The sequence below is a fragment of the Pseudomonas sp. RA_15y_Pfl2_54 genome (genome assembly GCF_963971015.1).
Taxonomy (GTDB): Bacteria; Pseudomonadota; Gammaproteobacteria; order Pseudomonadales; family Pseudomonadaceae; genus Aquipseudomonas; species Aquipseudomonas baetica_A.
In genome coordinates, this window is record NZ_CAXAPN010000031.1 from 73,171 (window position 1) to 92,681 (window position 19,511).

22 protein-coding genes are annotated in these 19,511 nt (G+C 56.3%); 6 read left to right on the plus strand and 16 right to left on the minus strand.

Translation table 11 applies throughout. The features are described 5' to 3' along the window. Positions 1–3: 3 nt before the first annotated feature. The 6 genes from pheT to thrS form a co-directional block, all read right to left on the minus strand. Positions 4–2,382 (minus strand): phenylalanine--tRNA ligase subunit beta, encoded by a 2,379-nt coding sequence (gene pheT / locus AACY50_RS21405; protein ID WP_339539149.1) that lies wholly within the window; start codon positions 2,380–2,382, stop codon positions 4–6. Positions 2,383–2,408: 26 nt separating this feature from the next. Beyond that, positions 2,409–3,425: a phenylalanine--tRNA ligase subunit alpha gene (pheS, locus tag AACY50_RS21410; protein WP_003226365.1), complete on the minus strand. Its 1,017-nt coding sequence runs from the start codon at positions 3,423–3,425 to the stop codon at positions 2,409–2,411. Positions 3,426–3,534: 109 nt separating this feature from the next. After that, positions 3,535–3,891: a 50S ribosomal protein L20 gene (rplT, locus tag AACY50_RS21415; protein ID WP_002553161.1), complete on the minus strand. Its 357-nt coding sequence runs from the start codon at positions 3,889–3,891 to the stop codon at positions 3,535–3,537. A 28-nt stretch (positions 3,892–3,919) separates the two neighbouring features. Beyond that, a complete protein-coding gene (gene rpmI / locus AACY50_RS21420) occupies positions 3,920–4,114 on the minus strand; it encodes a 50S ribosomal protein L35 (RefSeq protein WP_002553160.1) in 195 nt (64 codons plus the stop codon). A 60-nt stretch (positions 4,115–4,174) separates the two neighbouring features. Beyond that, a complete protein-coding gene (gene infC / locus AACY50_RS21425; protein ID WP_221733351.1) occupies positions 4,175–4,726 on the minus strand; it encodes a translation initiation factor IF-3 in 552 nt (183 codons plus the stop codon). Continuing rightward, positions 4,726–6,648 (minus strand): threonine--tRNA ligase, encoded by a 1,923-nt coding sequence (thrS, locus tag AACY50_RS21430; RefSeq protein ID WP_221733336.1) that lies wholly within the window; start codon positions 6,646–6,648, stop codon positions 4,726–4,728. The genes infC and thrS overlap by 1 nt, the downstream gene beginning before the upstream one ends. Positions 6,649–7,019: 371 nt before the next feature. On the opposite strand from thrS, the gene AACY50_RS21435 reads away from it, so the two are divergent. Together AACY50_RS21435 and AACY50_RS21440 are read left to right on the plus strand one after the other, a co-directional pair. Further along, positions 7,020–7,322 (plus strand): hypothetical protein, encoded by a 303-nt coding sequence (locus AACY50_RS21435; protein WP_339539150.1) that lies wholly within the window; start codon positions 7,020–7,022, stop codon positions 7,320–7,322. 288 nt (positions 7,323–7,610) lie between these two features. After that, positions 7,611–7,823 carry a cold-shock protein gene (locus AACY50_RS21440; protein WP_003179963.1) on the plus strand — a complete coding sequence of 71 codons (213 nt, stop codon included), beginning with the start codon at positions 7,611–7,613 and terminating at the stop codon, positions 7,821–7,823. Between the two features lie 72 nt (positions 7,824–7,895). Here the strand turns inward: AACY50_RS21440 and AACY50_RS21445 are convergent, their stop codons facing one another. Both AACY50_RS21445 and AACY50_RS21450 read right to left on the minus strand, forming a co-directional pair. Continuing rightward, a complete protein-coding gene (locus AACY50_RS21445) occupies positions 7,896–8,213 on the minus strand; it encodes an I78 family peptidase inhibitor (RefSeq protein ID WP_339433981.1) in 318 nt (105 codons plus the stop codon). Between the two features lie 168 nt (positions 8,214–8,381). Beyond that, positions 8,382–8,687 carry a hypothetical protein gene (locus AACY50_RS21450; RefSeq protein WP_339433982.1) on the minus strand — a complete coding sequence of 102 codons (306 nt, stop codon included), beginning with the start codon at positions 8,685–8,687 and terminating at the stop codon, positions 8,382–8,384. 132 nt (positions 8,688–8,819) lie between these two features. Between AACY50_RS21450 and AACY50_RS21455 the strand changes: the two genes are divergently transcribed. Beyond that, on the plus strand, positions 8,820–9,032 hold the full coding sequence (locus AACY50_RS21455) for a hypothetical protein (protein WP_339539151.1): 213 nt from the start codon (positions 8,820–8,822) through the stop codon (positions 9,030–9,032). Between the two features lie 33 nt (positions 9,033–9,065). Here AACY50_RS21455 and AACY50_RS21460 read toward each other — a convergent pair whose 3' ends face one another. The 8 genes from AACY50_RS21460 to AACY50_RS21495 form a co-directional block, all read right to left on the minus strand. After that, positions 9,066–10,094 (minus strand): nucleoside hydrolase, encoded by a 1,029-nt coding sequence (locus AACY50_RS21460; protein WP_339539152.1) that lies wholly within the window; start codon positions 10,092–10,094, stop codon positions 9,066–9,068. Between the two features lie 31 nt (positions 10,095–10,125). Then, positions 10,126–10,530 (minus strand): D-ribose pyranase, encoded by a 405-nt coding sequence (gene rbsD / locus AACY50_RS21465; RefSeq protein ID WP_339539153.1) that lies wholly within the window; start codon positions 10,528–10,530, stop codon positions 10,126–10,128. Continuing rightward, positions 10,527–11,444, minus strand: a complete 918-nt coding sequence (rbsK, locus tag AACY50_RS21470; protein ID WP_339433986.1) for a ribokinase — start codon at positions 11,442–11,444, stop codon at positions 10,527–10,529. The genes rbsD and rbsK overlap by 4 nt, the downstream gene beginning before the upstream one ends. Positions 11,445–11,468: 24 nt before the next feature. Continuing rightward, on the minus strand, positions 11,469–12,488 hold the full coding sequence (locus AACY50_RS21475) for a LacI family DNA-binding transcriptional regulator (RefSeq protein WP_339494604.1): 1,020 nt from the start codon (positions 12,486–12,488) through the stop codon (positions 11,469–11,471). A gap of 3 nt (positions 12,489–12,491) precedes the next feature. Further along, the gene (locus AACY50_RS21480; RefSeq protein ID WP_339539154.1) at positions 12,492–13,469 is read right to left on the minus strand and encodes an ABC transporter permease; all 978 of its coding nucleotides are present in this window, start codon (positions 13,467–13,469) and stop codon (positions 12,492–12,494) included. Beyond that, entirely contained in the window at positions 13,466–15,019 is a 1,554-nt protein-coding gene (locus AACY50_RS21485; protein WP_339539155.1) for a sugar ABC transporter ATP-binding protein, read from the minus strand. The genes AACY50_RS21480 and AACY50_RS21485 overlap by 4 nt, the downstream gene beginning before the upstream one ends. Before the next feature lie 56 nt (positions 15,020–15,075). Next, positions 15,076–16,032, minus strand: a complete 957-nt coding sequence (locus AACY50_RS21490) for a sugar ABC transporter substrate-binding protein (protein ID WP_339433990.1) — start codon at positions 16,030–16,032, stop codon at positions 15,076–15,078. 198 nt (positions 16,033–16,230) lie between these two features. Next, complete coding sequence (locus AACY50_RS21495; protein ID WP_339433991.1) at positions 16,231–16,680, minus strand: hypothetical protein; 450 nt, start codon at positions 16,678–16,680, stop codon at positions 16,231–16,233. A gap of 350 nt (positions 16,681–17,030) precedes the next feature. Between AACY50_RS21495 and AACY50_RS21500 the strand changes: the two genes are divergently transcribed. From AACY50_RS21500 to AACY50_RS21510, 3 genes are all read left to right on the plus strand, one after another. Then, on the plus strand, positions 17,031–18,119 hold the full coding sequence (locus tag AACY50_RS21500) for an asparaginase (protein WP_339433992.1): 1,089 nt from the start codon (positions 17,031–17,033) through the stop codon (positions 18,117–18,119). Between the two features lie 198 nt (positions 18,120–18,317). Continuing rightward, positions 18,318–18,587: a DUF1654 domain-containing protein gene (locus tag AACY50_RS21505; protein ID WP_339433994.1), complete on the plus strand. Its 270-nt coding sequence runs from the start codon at positions 18,318–18,320 to the stop codon at positions 18,585–18,587. A gap of 4 nt (positions 18,588–18,591) precedes the next feature. Beyond that, positions 18,592–19,281: an endonuclease I family protein gene (locus AACY50_RS21510; RefSeq protein ID WP_339433993.1), complete on the plus strand. Its 690-nt coding sequence runs from the start codon at positions 18,592–18,594 to the stop codon at positions 19,279–19,281. Positions 19,282–19,511 lie beyond the last annotated feature (230 nt).

Below are 19,511 nucleotides of genomic sequence, written 5' to 3' on the forward strand. Positions count from 1 at the left end.
ACGTCACTTCCTTAACGTGGCGTTCAACCTTTGTTCGAGCGAGGTGAGGATATTTTGCGTCGTCGAATTCACCTCATCGTCATTAAGAGTGCGCGATGGATGCTGCCAGGTCAAGCCAACTGCGAGGCTTTTTCTATCAGGATCAATACCTTTACCCTGATATACGTCAAACAGCCTGAGATCTGTGAGCCATTCGCCTGCATTTTCACGAATTACGTCCAATACAGCGGAGGCTGCGACGTCTTTGTGTGCGATCAGTGCAAGGTCACGACGCACTTCAGGAAAGCGCGACAACTCGTGGAATTTCGGCATTTTACCGAGCGCCACTTCAGCCAGGATCAGCTCGAAAACGAAGACAGGGCGGTCGAGACCGAGAGCCTTCGACAATTCAGGGTGGATTGCGCCAATAAAGCCGACCTCACGCCCTTCGCGCTCAATGCGCGCGGTTTGACCTGGGTGCAGCGCCGGGTGTTTGCCCGGAACGAAGGTGAACGTATCCAGTGCACCAGCGAAGCCCAGCACAGCTTCCACGTCAGCTTTGACGTCGAAGAAATCAACCGTATCGCGACCTTGCGCCCAGCCTTCCGGCAGACGGCTACCGCAAACAACGCCCGACAGCATCGGCTCTTGCTTCAGACCTTCGAGCTGACCGACAAAACGCAAACCGCTTTCGAACAAACGCACACGGTCTTGCTGACGGTTCAGATTGTGCTGCAAGGCTTTAACCAGACCTGGCCACAACGACGAACGCATGGCGGCCATATCGTTGGAGATCGGATTGGCCAACAACAGCGGCTCGACGCCCGGATTAAAAAGATCGAACTGTTTCGGATCGATGAAGCTGTAGGTGATCGCTTCCTGATAACCACGAGCCACCAACAGACGGCGCAATTCAGGCAGATCGCTACGCGCTTCGGCCTTGGCTTGGGGCGCCAGACGCGCTTGCGGGTAACGCACCGGCAGACGGTTGTATCCATACAAACGAGCCAGCTCTTCGATCAGGTCGACCTCCAGGCTGATATCGAAGCGATGGCTTGGCACTTCAACGCGCCACTGCCCTGCTCCGTCGGCGGAAATACTCAGGCCCAGGCTGCTGAGCAGACGCTCGACCTGCGCCGAATCCATTTCCATGCCCAGCATTTGGGTGATGCGCTGCGCACGCAGAGTGATCGGGGCGATCGACGGCAAGTGCTGCTCGCTGACGGTCTCGATGATCGGGCCGGCTTCGCCACCAGTGATTTCCAGCAGCAGGCCAGTGGCGCGCTCCATGGCTTCACGGGCCAGTTGCCAGTCAACACCGCGCTCGTAGCGGTGCGAAGCATCGGTGTGCAGACCGTACGAACGGGCCTTGCCCGCGACAGCGATCTGATCAAAGAACGCACTCTCAAGGAACACATCTCGAGTGGTCGCGGATACACCGCTGTGCTCGCCACCCATCACACCGGCAATCGCCAGGGCGCGGGTATGGTCGGCAATCACCAGCGTATCGCCGCGCAGGCTGACTTCCTGACCGTCCAGCAGAATCAGCTTCTCGCCCTCTTCCGCCATGCGCACGCGGATGCCGCCATTGATTTGGGCGAGATCGAAGGCGTGCAGCGGCTGACCGAGTTCTAGCATCACGTAGTTAGTGATGTCGACGGCAGCATCAATGCTACGCACATCAGCGCGACGCAGACGCTCAACCATCCACAGCGGGGTTGGCTTGGACAGGTCAACGTTGCGGATGACACGGCCCAAGTAGCGCGGGCACGCGGCTGGTGCCAGCACCTCTACCGAACGCACTTCGTCGTGCACGGCAGGAATGGCCATGACCACCGGACGGGTGACCGGAGCCGCATACAGCGCGCCGACTTCACGGGCCAGACCGGCCAGCGACAGGCAGTCACCGCGGTTGGGGGTCAGGTCGACCTCGATGCTGGCGTCTTCCAGGTCCAGGTACACGCGAAAGTCTTCGCCCACCGGCGCATCGACCGGCAACTCCATCAGACCATCGTTGCCTTCACCGACTTGCAACTCGGCTTGCGAGCACAGCATGCCGTTGGACTCAACGCCCCGCAGCTTGGCCTTCTTGATCTTGAAATCGCCCGGCAGTTCTGCACCGATCATCGCGAACGGAATCTTCAGGCCCGGGCGCACGTTTGGCGCTCCGCACACGACCTGGAAGGTTTGCGCGCCATTGCTGACCTGGCACACACGCAGTTTGTCGGCATCAGGGTGCTGCTCGGTACTCAGCACCTCGCCCACTACCACGCCACTGAATACACCGGCGGCCGGGGTCACGCTATCGACCTCAAGACCGGCCATCGACAGACGGGCAACCAACTCGTCGCGATTTACCTGCGGGCTAACCCAGCCACGCAGCCATTGTTCACTGAATTTCATCCTGCTCTCCTAAGAATTCGTTACGACTAGCGAAATTGCGCGAGGAACCGCAAGTCGTTGTCGAAGAACAGACGCAAGTCGTTCACGCCGTAACGGAGCATGGCCAGACGCTCGACGCCCATGCCGAAGGCAAAGCCGGAGAACTCCTCTGGATCAATGCCGGACATTCGCAGCACGTTCGGGTGAACCATGCCGCAGCCCATCACTTCCAGCCAGCCAGTCTGCTTGCAGACACGGCAACCTTTACCGCTGCACATCACACATTCCATGTCGACTTCAGCGGATGGCTCGGTGAACGGGAAATAGGAAGGACGGAAACGTACGGCCAGTTCTTTCTCGAAGAAGACCCGCAGGAACTCTTCGATAGTGCCTTTGAGATCGGCAAAATTGATATCGCGATCAACCAGCAGGCCTTCGACCTGGTGGAACATCGGCGAGTGGGTGATATCGGAGTCGCTACGGTACACGCGGCCTGGGCAGACGATGCGGATCGGCGGCTGCTTGGATTCCATGGTGCGAACCTGTACCGGCGAGGTATGGGTGCGCAACAACATGTTGGCGTTGAAATAGAAGGTATCGTGCATCGACCGGGCCGGGTGATGGCCTGGGATGTTGAGCGCTTCAAAGTTGTGATAGTCGTCTTCGACTTCAGGGCCTTCGGCGATGCCGTAGCCGATACGCGTGAAGAACTGTTCGACACGCTCCAGAGTCCGAGTAACCGGGTGCAGGCCACCAGAGGTCTGACCGCGACCCGGCAACGTCACGTCAATGGATTCGGCAGACAGTTTGGCAGCCAGTTCAGCTTCTTCAAACAGAGCCATGCGCGCATTGAGAACGCCTGTGACACGTTCCTTGGCAACGTTGATCAGGGCGCCGACTTGCGGACGCTCTTCTGCCGGCAAATTCCCCAGGGTCTTCATCACCTGAGTCAACTCGCCCTTTTTGCCAAGGTATTGAACCCGGATTTGCTCCAGGGCATTGATATCTTCAGCGCTTTGCACAGCCTCTAGTGCTTGAGAGACCAGCGCATCCAGGTTTTCCATGTACAGACTCCAGATACAAAATAGGGGAAGAGCTTGAAGGCTCTTCCCCTATTTATGACGTTTAACACCAAGCCCCACAGAGGTGAGGCCGGGTGACTGTCGGGGGTACTTAAGCCAAGGTGGCTTTAGCTTTCTCGACAATCGCAGCAAACGCCGCTTTTTCGTTCACTGCCAGATCAGCCAGAACCTTACGGTCGATCTCGATGGACGCTTTTTTCAGGCCAGCGATGAAACGGCTGTAGGACAGGCCGTTAACACGAGCACCAGCATTGATACGAGCGATCCACAGAGCGCGGAACTGACGTTTTTTCTGACGACGGTCACGGTAGGCGTATTGGCCTGCCTTGATTACCGCTTGCTTGGCAACACGGAATACGCGGGAGCGTGCGCCGTAGTAGCCTTTAGCAAGTTTCAGAATTTTTTTGTGACGCTTACGGGCAATGACGCCACGCTTTACACGAGCCATGAGTTACTTCCTCTATTCTTGACTAAAATTAACGAAGGCGCAGCATGCGCTCGACTTTTGCCACGTCAGACGGATGCAGCAAGCTGCTACCGCGCAGTTGACGCTTACGCTTGGTCGACATTTTAGTCAGGATGTGGCTCTTGAAAGCGTGCTTGTGCTTGATACCGTTAGCAGTTTTCAGAAACCGCTTAGCAGCACCACTTTTGGTTTTCATTTTTGGCATGTTCGGATACTCCGCATTCAGTTGATAAACATAATCAGAAGGCCTGCCGTGCCCTGTTGATTACTTCTTCTTTTTCGGGGCGATGACCATGATCAGCTGGCGTCCTTCCATCTTAGGATGCTGTTCGACCGAACCGTACTCGAGCAGGTCAGCTTCAACCCGCTTGAGCAGTTCCATCCCCAGCTCCTGGTGGGCCATCTCACGGCCGCGGAATCGCAAGGATACCTTGGCCCTGTCCCCATCACTCAGGAAACGTACCAGGTTGCGCAGTTTTACCTGGTAATCCCCTTCCTCCGTCCCTGGACGAAACTTGATTTCTTTAACCTGAATCTGCTTCTGGTTTTTCTTAGCCGCGGCAACCTGCTTCTTCTTTTCGAAGATCGATTTGCCGTAGTCCATCAGTTTGCAAACAGGGGGTGCTGCATCGGCGGAAATTTCCACCAAATCCAGCTTGGCCTCTTCAGCCTTAAGAAGCGCGTCTTCAATTGACACAATCCCAAGCTGTTCACCTTCAGCCCCAATTAACCGAACCTCGCGTGCCGAGATATTCTCGTTGATCGGGGCTTTCGGTGCAGCTCGTTTATCTTGTCTCATTTCACGCTTAATAGTAATTACTCCGAATCTGGGCGACCACGCCGGGAAACCGCTTGCGCGAGAAACTCAGCGAACTGGGCGACGGGCATCGAGCCCAGGTCAGCACCTTCACGAGTACGCACAGCGACAGTCTGCATCTCGACTTCCTTATCTCCGATAACCAAAAGATAGGGAACCTTGAGCAAAGTATGCTCACGGATTTTAAAGCCGATCTTTTCATTTCTCAAGTCGGACTTGGCACGAAATCCGCTTTCGTTGAGAGTTTTTTCAACTTCAGCAACAAAATCCGCCTGTTTATCAGTGATATTCATGATCACTGCCTGGGTTGGCGCCAGCCAAGCAGGGAACGCACCTTCATAGTGCTCGATCAAAATCCCGACGAAACGCTCGAAAGAACCGAGGATCGCGCGGTGCAACATGACCGGGTGCTTGCGGCTGTTGTCTTCGGAGACGTATTCGGCGCCGAGACGGACAGGCAGGTTGAAATCGAGCTGTAAGGTACCACACTGCCACACGCGACCGAGGCAATCTTTCAGCGAGAACTCGATCTTGGGACCGTAGAACGCACCCTCACCCGGCTGCAGATCGTACGGCAGGCCCGCAGAATCGAGGGCAGCAGCCAGTGCAGCCTCAGCGCGATCCCACAACTCGTCGGAGCCCACGCGTTTTTCCGGACGAGTGGACAGCTTCATCTCGACATCGGTAAAGCCGAAGTCACGATAAACATCCATGGTCAACTTGATGAACGCGGCGGATTCGGCCTGCATCTGCTCTTCAGTGCAGAAGATGTGGGCATCGTCCTGAGTGAACCCACGCACACGCATAATGCCGTGCAATGCGCCCGACGGCTCGTTACGGTGGCAGGCACCGAACTCGGCCAGACGCATCGGCAGTTCACGGTAGCTCTTCAGGCCCTGATTGAACACCTGCACATGGCAGGGGCAATTCATCGGTTTGATGGCGTAGTCGCGACTTTCCGACTGCGTGGTGAACATGTTGTCAGCGTAGTTGGCCCAATGCCCGGATTTCTCCCACAGGCTACGGTCAACCACTTGCGGCGTTTTGATCTCGAGATAGCCGTTATCGCGCTGAACCTTGCGCATGTACTGCTCAAGCACTTGGTACAGAGTCCAGCCATTCGGGTGCCAGAACACCATGCCCGGCGCTTCTTCCTGGGTGTGGAACAGGCCCAAGCGCTTGCCGATCTTGCGATGATCGCGTTTTTCAGCTTCTTCGATGCGCTGTATGTAAGCTGCCAGTTGCTTCTTGTCTGCCCAAGCGGTGCCATAAACGCGCTGCAATTGCTCGTTCTTGGCATCGCCGCGCCAGTAGGCACCCGACAGCTTGGTCAGCTTGAAGGATTTCAGGAACCGTGTATTAGGCACGTGCGGACCGCGGCACATGTCAACGTATTCTTCGTGGTAGTACAGGCCCATGGCCTGCTCGTTCGGCATGTCCTCGACCAGACGCAGCTTATAGTCTTCACCACGAGCCTTGAACACTTCGATCACTTCGGCACGCGGAGTGACTTTCTTGATGACGTCGTAATCTTTTTCGATCAGCTGCTGCATGCGCTGTTCGATAGCAGCCATATCGTCCGGAGTAAAAGGACGTTCGAAGGCGATGTCGTAATAAAAACCTTCATCAATGACCGGGCCGATCACCATTTTGGCAGTCGGGTACAACTGCTTGACCGCATGACCAACCAGGTGGGCGCAAGAGTGACGAATGATCTCCAGCCCTTCTTCATCCTTAGGCGTGATGATTTGCAGGGTCGCGTCGCTGCTGATGATATCGCTGGCGTCGACCAGTTGACCATTGACCTTACCGGCCAGAGTCGCCTTGGCAAGACCTGCACCGATGGATGCGGCAACTTCGGCTACGGAAACCGGGTGATCGAATGAACGTTGACTGCCGTCGGGAAGAGTAATAGTTGGCATGGCGCCTCCTCTCCTAGTGGTGACCCCTACCAAAGGTCACGTGGGTTGGGATGAGCCAGTACAAGATCCGATCCAGGCCATTCAATGACGAACGCCTGCCTTACAGCGGCAGGAGCCTTGCGGCCAACCGGAAAACCGAACCAGAGTGACTGGGATTCAAATCAGGATATTCGCACGTTGACCGCTGCCGGGACTGAAGGTCATCCGGAGCCTGAGAACGCTTGAGCCAGGCATGCTAGCACAGATGAGCGGTCACTTATGCCTCAGTTTCATCAGAAGGCATATCGTCTGCTTTTATGCCAGAGTGCTGAACTTGATAGGCCCTTCAGCCCTCAGATAAAAAGACATTGACCCACAAGGAGCATCCTCGCATGCGTCTGAATACCTTATTCGCCGTAGTCGCCCCCATTGTTCTGCTGCTGCCATTGAGCGCTCACGCTGACTGGCCGAAGGGCGAGCGTCAGAAGTACATGACGCAGTGCACGGAGGCGGCCACCCCACAGATCGGCGCCGCAGCGGCCAAATCTCATTGCGCCTGTGGTGCTGATGCAATCAAGTCGTACCCGGCGAGCGACATTCAGGCGCTGATGGACAACAAGGCGCCCCCTGAACTGCAGCAGAAAGCGCTGCGCCAAATCGCCAAATGCAAGGCGAATACTCCGGCGAAAAAGTAGGAAAAAAAGCGTCCTGACTCGGCCCAGCGCCCTTGAAAAGGACTGAATTTGCGTCTTTTCAGACGATTTATGCAGGTTTTACAGGTTTTTTTATCGTCTTTACGTTCCGCTAAAAGCCTTATAAAACGGGGCTTTCAGCCGATAAAGGCAGTAAAGAAAACACGACTGATTGGCAAACAGCACGTCCGGGGGGCTACCAAAGCGAACATTTCGACTATGATACCCGGGTGTGCCCAGTTGGCCTGAGCAGCACAGTACTGAAAAATATATGTTTCTTGGAGATACACCATGTCTAATCGCCAAACCGGCACCGTTAAGTGGTTCAACGATGAAAAAGGCTTCGGCTTCATCACTCCTCAAGGTGGCGGTGACGACCTGTTCGTACACTTCAAAGCTATCGAATCCGACGGTTTCAAAAGCCTGAAAGAAGGCCAGACCGTTTCCTTCGTGGCTGAGAAAGGCCAAAAGGGTATGCAAGCTGCACAGGTTCGCCCAGAGTAATTTCTCGGCGCACTAAAAAAACCCCGTCCATGTGACGGGGTTTTTTATGCCTGTAACAAAAGCAGCCTGTAATCAGCCGCAGTTGACGCGAGTGATTACCAGGTTGTTGTCGGTGTTCAGGTTCAAGCGATCGGAGCGGTATTCCAGCGTAATCATGTCATTGGGCTTGAGAAAGCGCGCGTTCTGCGCACCTGCCTTGGCGCGGGCCTGCTCCAGCAGCTCTGGCGAAGCTTTTTTGCCAATGGCGAACTCCGCCGCCGTCGCTTCACATCGGCTGTGACCGGTTTCGGTCGCCACGGACTCCTTTGCCGACTCGCTGGAGGTTGTACTGCAACCGGCCAACAGGGCGACGGCCATAAGTGCACCCAGTGACGCGAACTTCAAAGACATGAAGCCTCCTTGTTTTCAAATAGTTAACTGAGATCGTGCGACCGCCAATCCGGCGTTTGGTTTCATGACAACTGCCATCACCCTGCCCCACGACAGGAAAAACGCCGAGTGTGCCTGAACGGCGCTCAGCCTGCTCACCAATCAATCGTGACTTAATATTTACGAAGTTCAGTAGACGTCGATGTAGTCATACGGCGGATTCGGCCAGTTGTCCTTGAGCGCATTGAAAATCTGCATCACCCACACCTCGTCGCTGGCCGCAATATTCCCCACATAACCTGAGCCCTTGGCCCAGGTTTCAAGTCGAAACAGCAGGTCGTCAATATCCTGCCCGCCAGTTACTCCCGACGAGATGTAGGCGATACCGCCCTTGGTCACGCGCAATTGCGTGTGTTCATCATCGCTGGCCGATGCCAGCAAATGGCGTACAGCGTCGAGCGTGAGGCCATCAGGAGTATTCAAATCGATCTGCACAACACGATCCTTGGATAAGCCGGAAAAGACCAAGTGTCGCATAGCGCTGCGCTCATGCCTAAGTCGCAGTGCCAAACGCCCGACAAAATGGTTAACTCGACGCACAGACCTCCCGACTTTTCGAGCCTGATCATGACCAGCGTAAGCATCGACGCCGACATCAAAGCCAAATGGGCAGACGGACATAGCTCTTACAGTCCGGGAACCACCGAAGAGTTGGCGCTTATTGGTATCGATCTATTGATCAAGGAACTGGGAACGGAAGCCGCCCAGCTATTCATCGAGCAGATTTTCGAGCGCTCCCGAACCGAACAGATCAAGCATAAACACGCCGAGAGGGAATAGAAACCCGCAGGCTGGCGCCTGCGGGCCGATCATTTACTTCAGACGCTTCAGGCGCTCGGTCAGCAGATCGAAGAAACCCTGGGCATCGCCATTTTCAACCCAGAATGCGTTCTTCGGTGCCTTGAGGCCGTCATACCAGTCGACAATGGTCTGACCGAAGGTCGGCCCTTCACGGCTATCGACCACAACATTCACCGAACGACCGGTGAACAGTTCCGGCTTGAGCAGATAAGCCACGACAGTGGCGTCATGCACCGGGCCGCCCGGAATGCCGTAGTGTTCCATATCCCCTTTGATGTACTCGTTGAGGATGTCACCGACAATTTTGCTCGCATTATTGTTGAGCGCAGCAATCTGCTTCAGACGCGCATCACTGGTGAGAATCTTGTGGGTAACGTCCAGTGGCAGATAGGTCAGCTTGACGCCACTTTTGAGCACGACGTCAGCCGCTTGCGGATCCGCAAACAGATTGAACTCAGCCACAGGGGTGATGTTGCCACCATTGAAGTGCGCACCGCCCATCACCACCACTTCCTTGATGCCCTGAACAATGTCGGGCTCTTGGATCAGCGCCAGCGCCAGGTTGGTCTGCGGGCCGAGCATGGCGATAGTGATGCTGTGTGGCTTGGCTTTTTTCAGGGTGTCGATCAGGTAGTTGACCGCGCTACCTTCTGCCAGACCTTTTTTCGGTTCGTGCACGCTGACACCCGACAGGCCTTCCTTGCCATGGATGTTCTCGGCGTAGATCGGTGTGCGCATCAGTGGCTTCGGCGCACCGGCATAAACCGGCACCTCCTCGCGCCCTGCCCACTCGCGAGCCAGACGCGCGTTACGCGACGTTTTGTCGAGTCGCACGTTGCCAGCCACGGTGGTCAACGCACGAATATTCAGTTCGCCCGGCGAAGCCAGAGCGAACAGCAACGCGACCACGTCGTCAGCGCCCGGGTCAGTGTCGATGATCAGGTCGATTTTTTCCGCCGCCTGAGCGCCGGTTGCGGTTATCACGGACAAAAGCAGCAGGCTCCGGATGAAGTGATGCAGTTTTTTAGCATAGCGTTGCATGGCGCATTCCTTGTGCTTGTGAAAACGAAAATTAGAACGTTACTCCGGCGACCAGCACGATGTTGCAGTACGGCTGACATTCTCCCGTACGAACAATCGCCCGAGCCTGTCGGCTGAGTACTTTGAATTGCTCGTGACTGAGCAGATCGCGACGCCCCAGCGCGCCTTCTTCATTCAGCTCGTCCAGTGTGGTCAGCGCAGTCGGCTGTTTGTCGAAGATTTCTTTGGCCAGCGCATGGCTTTCCACCTGCATCTCACTGAGCACGACCTTCAAGGTGCTGACGAAATCCGGAACGCCGTGGGTCAGCGCCAGATCAATCAGTTCAACACCCGGCGGCACCGGCAGCCCGGCATCACCGATCACGACCATGTCGCCATGGCCCAGAGATGCGATCAGTCGTGACAGCGCGATGTTGAGTAGAGGAGTCTTTTTCATGAGGGTTTGAAGGCCTGTACGTCGGACATTGTTGGAATGGATGGCTGGGCGCCGGCCCGAGTGACCGACAATGCCGCAGCAATTTGCCCGTATCGAATCGCTTCGGCCTCGGACTTGCCATCAGCCAACGCAGCGGCAAAACCACCGACGAAGGTGTCACCCGCCGCCGTGGTGTCGACAGCTTTCACTTTCGGCGCAGGGAAATGCTCGAAACCTTTACCGTTAGCGAATAAAGACCCCTCGGCACCCAGGGTGATGATGACTTTGCCAGCCCCCATTGCGATCAAGTGACTTGCCGCATGTTCGGCGGTTTCCAGCGAGTCAACCGGCAAGCCACTCAACGCGGCAGCTTCACTCTCATTGGGAATCAGGTAATCGATCGCCCCAAACCAGTCTGCCGGCAAAGGACGACTGGCCGGCGCTGGATTGAGGATAACGGTCTTGCCCAGCGCTCGCGCACGCTTGAGCGCATGCCCCACCGTCGCATCCGGGATCTCGAGCTGGCAGATGACAACATCAGCCGCTTGCACTACAGCATCGAACCGATCGATCACCGCTGGCGTCATTGCGCCGTTGGCTCCGGCAACGATCACAATGGCGTTCTGACTGTTGTCATCGACCACGATCAACGCCACGCCACTGGAGTCCTCGACAACGCTCACCGCCTGGCAATCAATCTGTTCGGCCAGCAAGGCGTCACGCAATTGCACGCCATAGTCGTCGCTACCGACACAGCCAACCATCGCCACTTGCGCCCCCAATCGCGCCGCAGCCACAGCCTGATTGGCGCCCTTGCCACCGGACACGGTCTTGAAGGAATGTCCGATCAGCGTTTCACCGCCACGGGGCAGCCGAGGCGCCCGGGTCACCAGATCCATGTTCAGGCTGCCTATTACCACTACATTTGCTGGCATACATCACTACTCGTCAATTCGGTTTCAGCGGTATTCGGTGAACACGCCAGACAACGGCGCGGTCGACTCGCGCAAAACAATACTCGGGGTCACGATCCGCTGATCAGTGCCCAGATTCGGGGTGGCAATCCTTCGAAGCAACACCTCAGCCGCCATTTCGCCCAACTGCAGAATCGACTGGCCGACGGTGGTCAGCGCCGGGTACACGTAACGGCTCATCTGAATATCGTCAAAGCCAATCACCGACAACTCGGTCGGCACCCGCACGTTGCGCTCTGCCGCCGCGCGCAAAACACCGATACCGATCATGTCGTTACCGGCAAAAATGGCGCTCGGCGGATTGCGCTCAAGGAGGATCGCCGCAGCGTTGTAGCCGCCGGTGCTGGTGAAGTCACTTTCCAGCATGCGCTCCTCTCGCACCTCGATACCGGCCTCTGTCAACGCCCGGCAATATCCGGCACGACGCATCTGCGCCACGCTGGTGCTCGCCGGGCCGCCGATGGTCGCGATGTCACGATGACCCAATTCCAGCAAATGACGGGTAGCGAGGTAAGCGCCGTATTCATGATCGATACGCACCAGATCAGCATTCACGCCATCCAGACCACGGTCGACGATGACCATTGGCGTTTTCACACCCGCCAGCCCCTGCGCCAAACCACTGTCACCGCCAGCCGAGGCAACGATCAAACCGTCAATGCGCTTTTCCAGCAGCACACGCAAATAACTGCGTTGTTTTTCCGGATTGTCATCAGAGTTGCAGAGGATGACGCAGTAGCCATTACGCTCGCAGTAATCTTCTATGCCCCGTGCCAGTTCAGCAAAGTACGGGTTGAGGCTGTTGGGCACCAGCAAGCCAATGGTTGCAGTTGTCTTGGCCTTCAATGAGCGCGCCACTGCGCTGGGTACGTAGTCAAGGCTCTTGATTGCAGCCTCGACCTTGACCCGAACCTCCTGACTGACCGGCCGGGTGTTATTCACCACATGCGACACGGTGGTGTAGGAAATCCCTGCAAGGGCAGCCACATCCTTGATCGTTGCCATGTCTCAGCCCCGTCGACTAGCGCGTTGACTGCGATAAGTATCGAGTACGACCGCGATGACGATTACCGCACCGGTAATGATGCGCTTGGTTGGCTCGGTTGCACCGATCTGCGCCAGCCCCGCCGCAAGCACGGAGATGATCAATACACCGAAAAAAGTGCTGATCACCGAACCACGCCCACCCATCAGACTGGTTCCGCCGATCACCACGGCAGCGATCACTTGCAGTTCAAGACCGGAGCCGGCATTCGGATCAGCCGCCTCCAGGCGAGAAATCTGAAACAGCGCGGCGACACCGGCCAGCAGCCCCATGAGACTGAACACCAGGATCTTGTAAGGTTTCGGATTGATACCCGCCAGCCGCACAGCCTCTTCGTTGGTGCCGATGCCGATCAGATAGCGACCGAATACGGTGCGGGTCAAAACGGCCTGCGCAATGAAAATCACCAGCAAGGCGATGATGAATGACGGCGAGATGCCGAAAGCGATCGGATTCGACAACCAGGAAAAAGCGTCACCAATATAGGCGGTGCGTGACCCGGTCATCTGATAGGCCAGCCCGCGAGCCATTTCCAGCACGCCAAGGGAAACAATGAACGACGGAATCCGCCACGCTACGGTAATCGAGCCAGTGATCGTGCCCGCCAGCGCCGATACCGCCATGCCGAGCAACGCCGCTGGCAAGACGCCCCAGCCCCAGCCAAGAATGGCGACGCTGACCGTCGATGCCGCCAGCGCCAGCACCGAACCGACCGAGAGGTCGATGCCACCGATGATCAACACAAAGGTCATGCCGACCGCCAGAACCATCAGATCGGGGATCTGGTTGGCCAGCGTACTGAACGTGTTATAGGACAGAAAGTGGCTGCTCAAGACCGAGAACAGCGCGACCATTGCCAGCAAAGCACCGGCCAGCCCCAGATAACTGCCCAACCCATAAAAGTTGCCACTACGTTTGCCGGCAGAAGATGCAGTTTTCATGGGAGTTCCCTAGGCGCGGCTTCGTTGAGCCGCGCATCACGTTTTTGGTAGCCGGCGAACGCGGCGGCAAGCAAATCATCCTGGGTCCAACTGTCGCGCTCGAAGGTCTCGATCAGACGCCCCGCCGACAGTACGCCGATCCGATCGCAGATCAGCATCAGCTCACGCAGGTCACTGGACACCACCACCAGTGCCTTGCCCTGGCGAGTCAACTCACCGAGCAAGGCATAGATGTCGAACTTGGCGCCGACGTCGATACCCCGGGTTGGCTCATCGAACAGCAGCACCGAACAGTCACGTTCCAGCCAGCGACCGATCACAACCTTTTGCTGGTTACCACCGGACAGCTCTGACACAAGCTGTGTCGGGCTCGAACTGCGAATACGCATGGCATCGATCTGGCGCTGCGCCAAAGAGATTTCGGCGCCATTGTTGACGAAACCACCACTGGAAATTTCCGGCATGTTGCCCAAGGCGATGTTGGCGCTGATCGACTGACTAAGCAGCAAACCCTCCCCCTTGCGGTCTTCGGTGATCAGCGCGATACCATGATGCACAGCATCGACAGGCGAACGCACACTCACCACTTGCGCCGGCGAACCGAGTGCAATCGTGCCGCTGTCGGCGACATCCGCCCCGAAAATCAAGCGCAGCAATTCTGTGCGCCCGGCTCCGATCAGCCCGGAAATCCCGAAGATCTCCCCGGCGCGCACTTGGAACGAAACGTCCTGCACCTTATCGGATCGAGTCAACCCCTTGACCGTCAACGCCGGAGCGCCAATATTGCGCGGCCCCATGTCGATGTGCTCGCCCAGTTCACGACCGACCATCAATGTGACCAGTTGCTCGCTGTTGTAGTTGGCTATCGGCTCGACGCAGACCAGATTGCCGTCACGCAGTACGGCAATGCGCTGTGCCACTCGGGCCAGCTCTTCGAGGCGATGCGAGATGTAGATGATAGACACGCCACGCGCCTGCAAACGGGTGATTTGCTCGAAGAGCATTTCGACTTCCCGCGCGGTGAGCATCGCGGTCGGTTCGTCGAGAATCAGCACATGGCAATCGCCAATCAGGTTGCGGGCGATTTCAACCATCTGCTGATGGCCGATGCCCAGTTCACCGACCAGTGTGTCCGGATCAATCGCATCAAGACCGACCTGGGCCATGGCCTCTATAGCCGCTTTACGCAGCTGCTTGCGACTGATCCAGCCACCGTTGCTCGGCAGATTGTCGAGAAACAGGTTCTCCGCCACTGACAGTGTCGGCAACAAATTGAGCTCTTGCATGACCATACGCACGCCGAGCTCTTCAGCCTGGGTGCGACTGCCCGGACGATAGTCCTTGCCCTGGAATTGCATCTGGCCGGTGGTCGGCGTGACCAGTCCGCCAATAATCTTCGACAAGGTGCTTTTGCCGGCGCCATTCTCGCCGGTCAGCGCCAGTACTTCACCGCGCATCAGCGTCAATTCGATGCCTGTGAGCACCGGTTGCGCATAGGTCTTACCGATACCGCTGACCGAGAGGACAGCGGTCGGGGCGGAAACTGACATAAAAACTCTCCATGCGCTCGCCCGGACGGACGAGCGCCATTGTGTCGTCAGAGGATTTACCGGGTGACCAGTTCGACCGGCGTTTCAATCACGCCATTGGCACCGCTGTCGACTTTCTCGCCCTTGATGATTTTCAGCGCAGTCTCGATCCCAAATACAGCTTGCTTGGCAGCGAACTGATCGGCAGTCGCCAGAATGCGACCATCCTTGAGCATGGGCTTGATGGCGTTGATATTGTCGTAGCCAACCACCTGCACCTGGCCCGCTTTGCCGGCCGCACGCACGGCGGAAACAGCACCGACGGCCATGCTGTCGTTGCCTGCCAGCAACGCTTTGACATCCGGGTATTCGCTGAGAATCGAAGCGGCAACCTTGTTGCCCTTATCGATCTCCCAATCACCGGACTGCAGGGAAACCACCTTGATCTGCGCCGCGTCCATCGCATCCTTGAAGCCAGCGGTACGCTGCTGGGCGTTGGTCGTGGTGGACACGCCTTCAATGATGCCGACTTCGTCACCCGCCTTGAGCTGCTTGGCCAGATACTCACCGACCAGACGCGCGCCTTTACGGTTATCCGGACCTACGAAGGGAACGCTGATGTTTTTGCTTTTGACGATTTGCGGATCGAGTTGGTTGTCGATGTTGATCACGGTTATACCGGCATCGACGGCTTTCTTGATCACCGGCACCATGGCCTTGGAGTCGGAAGGTGCGATGACCAGCGCATTGACCTTTGCAAGGATCATTTGCTCGACGATACGCGTCTGGCCCGCAGTATCGGTTTCGTCCTTGATGCCGTTGGAGATCAGGTCGAAATCGGCGGAGTGTTCTTTCTGGTAGGCCTTGGCGCCGTCTTCCATGGTCAGGAAGAATTCGTTGGCCAGAGATTTCATGACCAGCGCGACTTTGGGTTTTTCAGGGGATTCGGCGAACGCCGAAGAGACAGGCAGTGCAGCGGCTGTGGCAGCCAGCATAGCGACAGCAAGAAGACGTCCAGCGAATGGCAGCTTCATGGGTTCACTCCGATCTTATGATTATTGTGAGCAACGCTTGCGCTGGCGTAAGCTACATCGCCCCACCGACTGATAGCGCATCGGGGAAGCCGCGCAAACGTTTGCGTAGATCGAACTATGCGAATCCCGCCGACATTTGTCAACAATCAGAAATCGTCATTTATTGCAGGGCAAATCCTGGAAGCGGCCCTTCCAAGCTTATGCCGTGGTATTGACCAAATTTCCGCCGCCGGAGTTCTTGGTCATTTCCTTGACCAGTTCACCCGCGACCTCTGCCAATGCGCCACTGGTTTGAGCGATCTGCCCCTGAATGGACATGACTGCCTGCGACTTGGCTTCGGGCGTCGCATACCTCGCAGCTTGTGCGGCAGCCAATTGCTGTTGTTGCTCCTGGAGCTGCTTCTGCAGTTCCTGCATCCGCTTCAACAACATCTTGACGCTGATGCTCAGGTTATCGCCGCTTTCAGCCTCGCTGCTTTTTTGCAAGGCACCACCGGTCCTGACCTGATTGCCATCACCTTCATCTTTTTTGCCCATCGCCTCGGCAGTAGCACCCTCTGACGCCTCGCTCAATGAATTGATCGTCGCTGCAGTTTTACCGCCGATGGTGACAGCAGCTGGATTTGAAAAGCCGACCGTGAGTGACATGTGAACTCCCTCGAATTTAGTGCTCTTGAGGACGCATCGGCCTACGTCGCGGTTTCTTTAGCACAAAATCAGAAACTGACAACCCGATCCATACGACAGAAGCAGTAGTACTTTTCGGGAAGCCGAACGCGAAAATGTCTTTTGTTCGGAAACCCGGCTACAGGGTTCGCCATACTCCGTATTCTTTAGAAAAATATTGATGAAAATCAAAAGGTTAAACAGATCTCTAGCGCAAAGGTACGTCTGGTATAGATCCTGCTCCCTTCACCACACCCCGGGCATCCAGATCGGCCTGGGGCGCATCTAGATGAACCTGCATCAGCACCGTCTCACTACTAGAGAGAAAAATAATGAAATCTGCTTTCAACACTTTGGTTCCGGGCGCTTTGGCCCTCCTCCTGCTACTGCCGACCGCCCTCCAGGCAAAAGAAGTCGAAACCCAGACCAAACTTGCCAATGTCGTGGTTCTCGCCACAGGCGGCACCATCGCCGGCGCTGGCGCCAGTGCCGCCAATAGCGCGACGTATCAGGCCGCAAAAGTGGGCGTCGAGCAATTGATTGCTGGCATCCCTGAGTTGAACAAGCTCGCCAATGTGCGCGGCGAACAAGTCATGCAGATTGCCTCGGAAAGCATCACCAACGACAACCTGCTGCAACTGGGCCGTCGCGTCTCAGAACTGGCCGACAACAAGGATGTCGACGGCATCGTCATCACCCACGGTACAGACACCCTGGAAGAGACCGCTTACTTCCTGAACCTGGTCGAGAAGACCGACAAGCCGATCATCGTCGTAGGTTCCATGCGTCCGGGCACAGCAATGTCAGCGGACGGCATGCTCAACCTGTACAACGCCGTAGCTGTGGCCAGCAGCAAAGAAGCGCGTGGCAAAGGTGTACTGGTGACCATGAACGATGAAATCCAGTCTGGTCGCGACGTCAGCAAAATGATCAACATCAAGACCGAAGCGTTCAAAAGTGCCTGGGGCCCATTGGGCATGGTGGTCGAAGGCAAATCCTACTGGTTCCGTTTACCCGCCAAGCGCCACACCATGGATTCGGAATTCGACATCAAGAACATCAAGAGCCTTCCTGACGTAGAAATCGCCTATTCCTACGGCAACGTGAGTGATACCGCCTACAAGGCACTCGCCCAGTCTGGCGCAAAGGCCATCATCCATGCCGGCACTGGCAACGGATCCGTGTCGTCACGCGTAGTACCGACGCTTCAGGCGCTACGCAAGGAGGGCGTGCAAATCATCCGCTCGTCTCACGTCAACGCCGGCGGCTTCGTGCTGCGTAACGCTGAACAGCCTGACGACAAGTACGACTGGGTTGTCGCTCACGACCTGAATCCACAAAAAGCCCGCATCCTGGCGATGGTCGCACTGACCAAAACCAACGACAGCAAAGAACTGCAACGGATGTTCTGGGAATACTGACCGTCCTTCGCCCGATCGACTCTCCGTCGGGCACTCTTCGTACCACTCGCCTGATTGGCGAGCGGTACGTCGCCTACAGCTCCTCTGTAATTTCCCTACAAAAAATTCGACACGACTCACACCAAAATCGGAAAACCGCTGTCAGAGGATTTTCTTGAATTTTAAGCAGTTGCGAAAATGCCCACAGTTAAATACTGTATGCACGTACAGCTTAATAAGGATAACCTCGTGGCCACCTCTCTTGACGCTCCTGACACTTACGAACGAATGGGCGTGCGCGTTCAGAAAATCATCAATTCTCCCACCGCACAAAAAGCCAAGGCCGCATTGATCTTCCGCTTGCCGGACGAACCGACGGATCAGTGGGAGCGCCTGCTCGAGGAAATCGACGAGAACGATAACGTTACCCTCGCCTATCGCGATGATGGCGGCGTGCAGATTTTTTGGGTTGTGCCGAAGGAAGATTGATTCAATGATTGTCCGCTGTTTTGCTTTGCTGTTGCTGTTCATCGCCACGGGGGCCCAGGCTGGCGCACCTCGTACGTTCAATGAAGCCAAAAAGGTCGCCTGGAAACTTTATGCACCGCAGTCCACGGAGTTTTATTGCGGCTGCAAATACACCGGCAACAAGGTCGATTTGAAAGCTTGCGGTTATGTACCACGCAAAAATGCCAAGCGCGCTTCGCGCATCGAGTGGGAGCACATTGTGCCGGCGTGGCAGTTCGGACATCAGCGCCAATGCTGGCAGAAAGGTGGACGCAAAAACTGCACACGCTACGACCCCAGCTACCAGAAGGCCGAAGCGGATCTTCATAACCTGGTACCGAGCATCGGCGAGGTCAACGGCGACCGCAGTAACTTCAGCTACGGATGGCTGCCGACGCAATCCGGCCAATACGGCTCATGCCTGACCCAGGTCGACTTCAAGGCCAAGAAGGTCATGCCCCGCCCTTCAATTCGCGGCATGATCGCACGCACCTATTTCTACATGAGCAAGCAGTACGGCTTGCGCCTCTCTAAACAGGATCGCCAACTGTATGAGGCATGGGACAAGACCTACCCGGTCCAGGACTGGGAGCGCCAGCGCAATCAGAGCGTGGCGTGCGTGATGGGGCGTGGCAATGAATTTGTCGGCCCCGTAAACATGAAAGCCTGCGGCTGACATGCAACGTAAAAAGGCCTCGAACGTTATATTCGAGGCCTTTTTATTGATGGTTAACTGGCAGTATTGCTGTATCGCCAAGAGCCCATCAAATTAACTCATCTGTCTAGTCCTGAAATAGGTTTACACCTATCTCACCCTAACGCCCGATGCACTGCATCGGGCGTTTTGTATTTTAAGGACAGGTGCGGGCGCTCTTGGTTGTAGATCAAGACCGCTTCCCGCACCAT

Coding starts and splice junctions, on each gene's coding strand:
- pheS (WP_003226365.1), bottom strand. CDS start 3,425: ATGGAAAACCTGGATGCGCTGGTCTCTCAAGCACTAGAGGCTGTGCAA.
- AACY50_RS21495 (WP_339433991.1), bottom strand. CDS start 16,680: ATGTCACTCACGGTCGGCTTTTCAAATCCAGCTGCTGTCACCATCGGC.
- AACY50_RS21500 (WP_339433992.1), top strand. CDS start 17,031: ATGAAATCTGCTTTCAACACTTTGGTTCCGGGCGCTTTGGCCCTCCTC.
- AACY50_RS21445 (WP_339433981.1), bottom strand. CDS start 8,213: ATGTCTTTGAAGTTCGCGTCACTGGGTGCACTTATGGCCGTCGCCCTG.
- AACY50_RS21455 (WP_339539151.1), top strand. CDS start 8,820: ATGACCAGCGTAAGCATCGACGCCGACATCAAAGCCAAATGGGCAGAC.
- AACY50_RS21505 (WP_339433994.1), top strand. CDS start 18,318: ATGCACGTACAGCTTAATAAGGATAACCTCGTGGCCACCTCTCTTGAC.
- pheT (WP_339539149.1), bottom strand. CDS start 2,382: ATGAAATTCAGTGAACAATGGCTGCGTGGCTGGGTTAGCCCGCAGGTA.
- rplT (WP_002553161.1), bottom strand. CDS start 3,891: ATGGCTCGTGTAAAGCGTGGCGTCATTGCCCGTAAGCGTCACAAAAAA.
- rpmI (WP_002553160.1), bottom strand. CDS start 4,114: ATGCCAAAAATGAAAACCAAAAGTGGTGCTGCTAAGCGGTTTCTGAAA.
- AACY50_RS21480 (WP_339539154.1), bottom strand. CDS start 13,469: ATGAAAACTGCATCTTCTGCCGGCAAACGTAGTGGCAACTTTTATGGG.
- AACY50_RS21460 (WP_339539152.1), bottom strand. CDS start 10,094: ATGCAACGCTATGCTAAAAAACTGCATCACTTCATCCGGAGCCTGCTG.
- AACY50_RS21490 (WP_339433990.1), bottom strand. CDS start 16,032: ATGAAGCTGCCATTCGCTGGACGTCTTCTTGCTGTCGCTATGCTGGCT.
- AACY50_RS21475 (WP_339494604.1), bottom strand. CDS start 12,488: ATGGCAACGATCAAGGATGTGGCTGCCCTTGCAGGGATTTCCTACACC.
- rbsD (WP_339539153.1), bottom strand. CDS start 10,530: ATGAAAAAGACTCCTCTACTCAACATCGCGCTGTCACGACTGATCGCA.
- thrS (WP_221733336.1), bottom strand. CDS start 6,648: ATGCCAACTATTACTCTTCCCGACGGCAGTCAACGTTCATTCGATCAC.
- rbsK (WP_339433986.1), bottom strand. CDS start 11,444: ATGCCAGCAAATGTAGTGGTAATAGGCAGCCTGAACATGGATCTGGTG.
- AACY50_RS21485 (WP_339539155.1), bottom strand. CDS start 15,019: ATGTCAGTTTCCGCCCCGACCGCTGTCCTCTCGGTCAGCGGTATCGGT.
- AACY50_RS21440 (WP_003179963.1), top strand. CDS start 7,611: ATGTCTAATCGCCAAACCGGCACCGTTAAGTGGTTCAACGATGAAAAA.
- AACY50_RS21510 (WP_339433993.1), top strand. CDS start 18,592: ATGATTGTCCGCTGTTTTGCTTTGCTGTTGCTGTTCATCGCCACGGGG.
- AACY50_RS21435 (WP_339539150.1), top strand. CDS start 7,020: ATGCGTCTGAATACCTTATTCGCCGTAGTCGCCCCCATTGTTCTGCTG.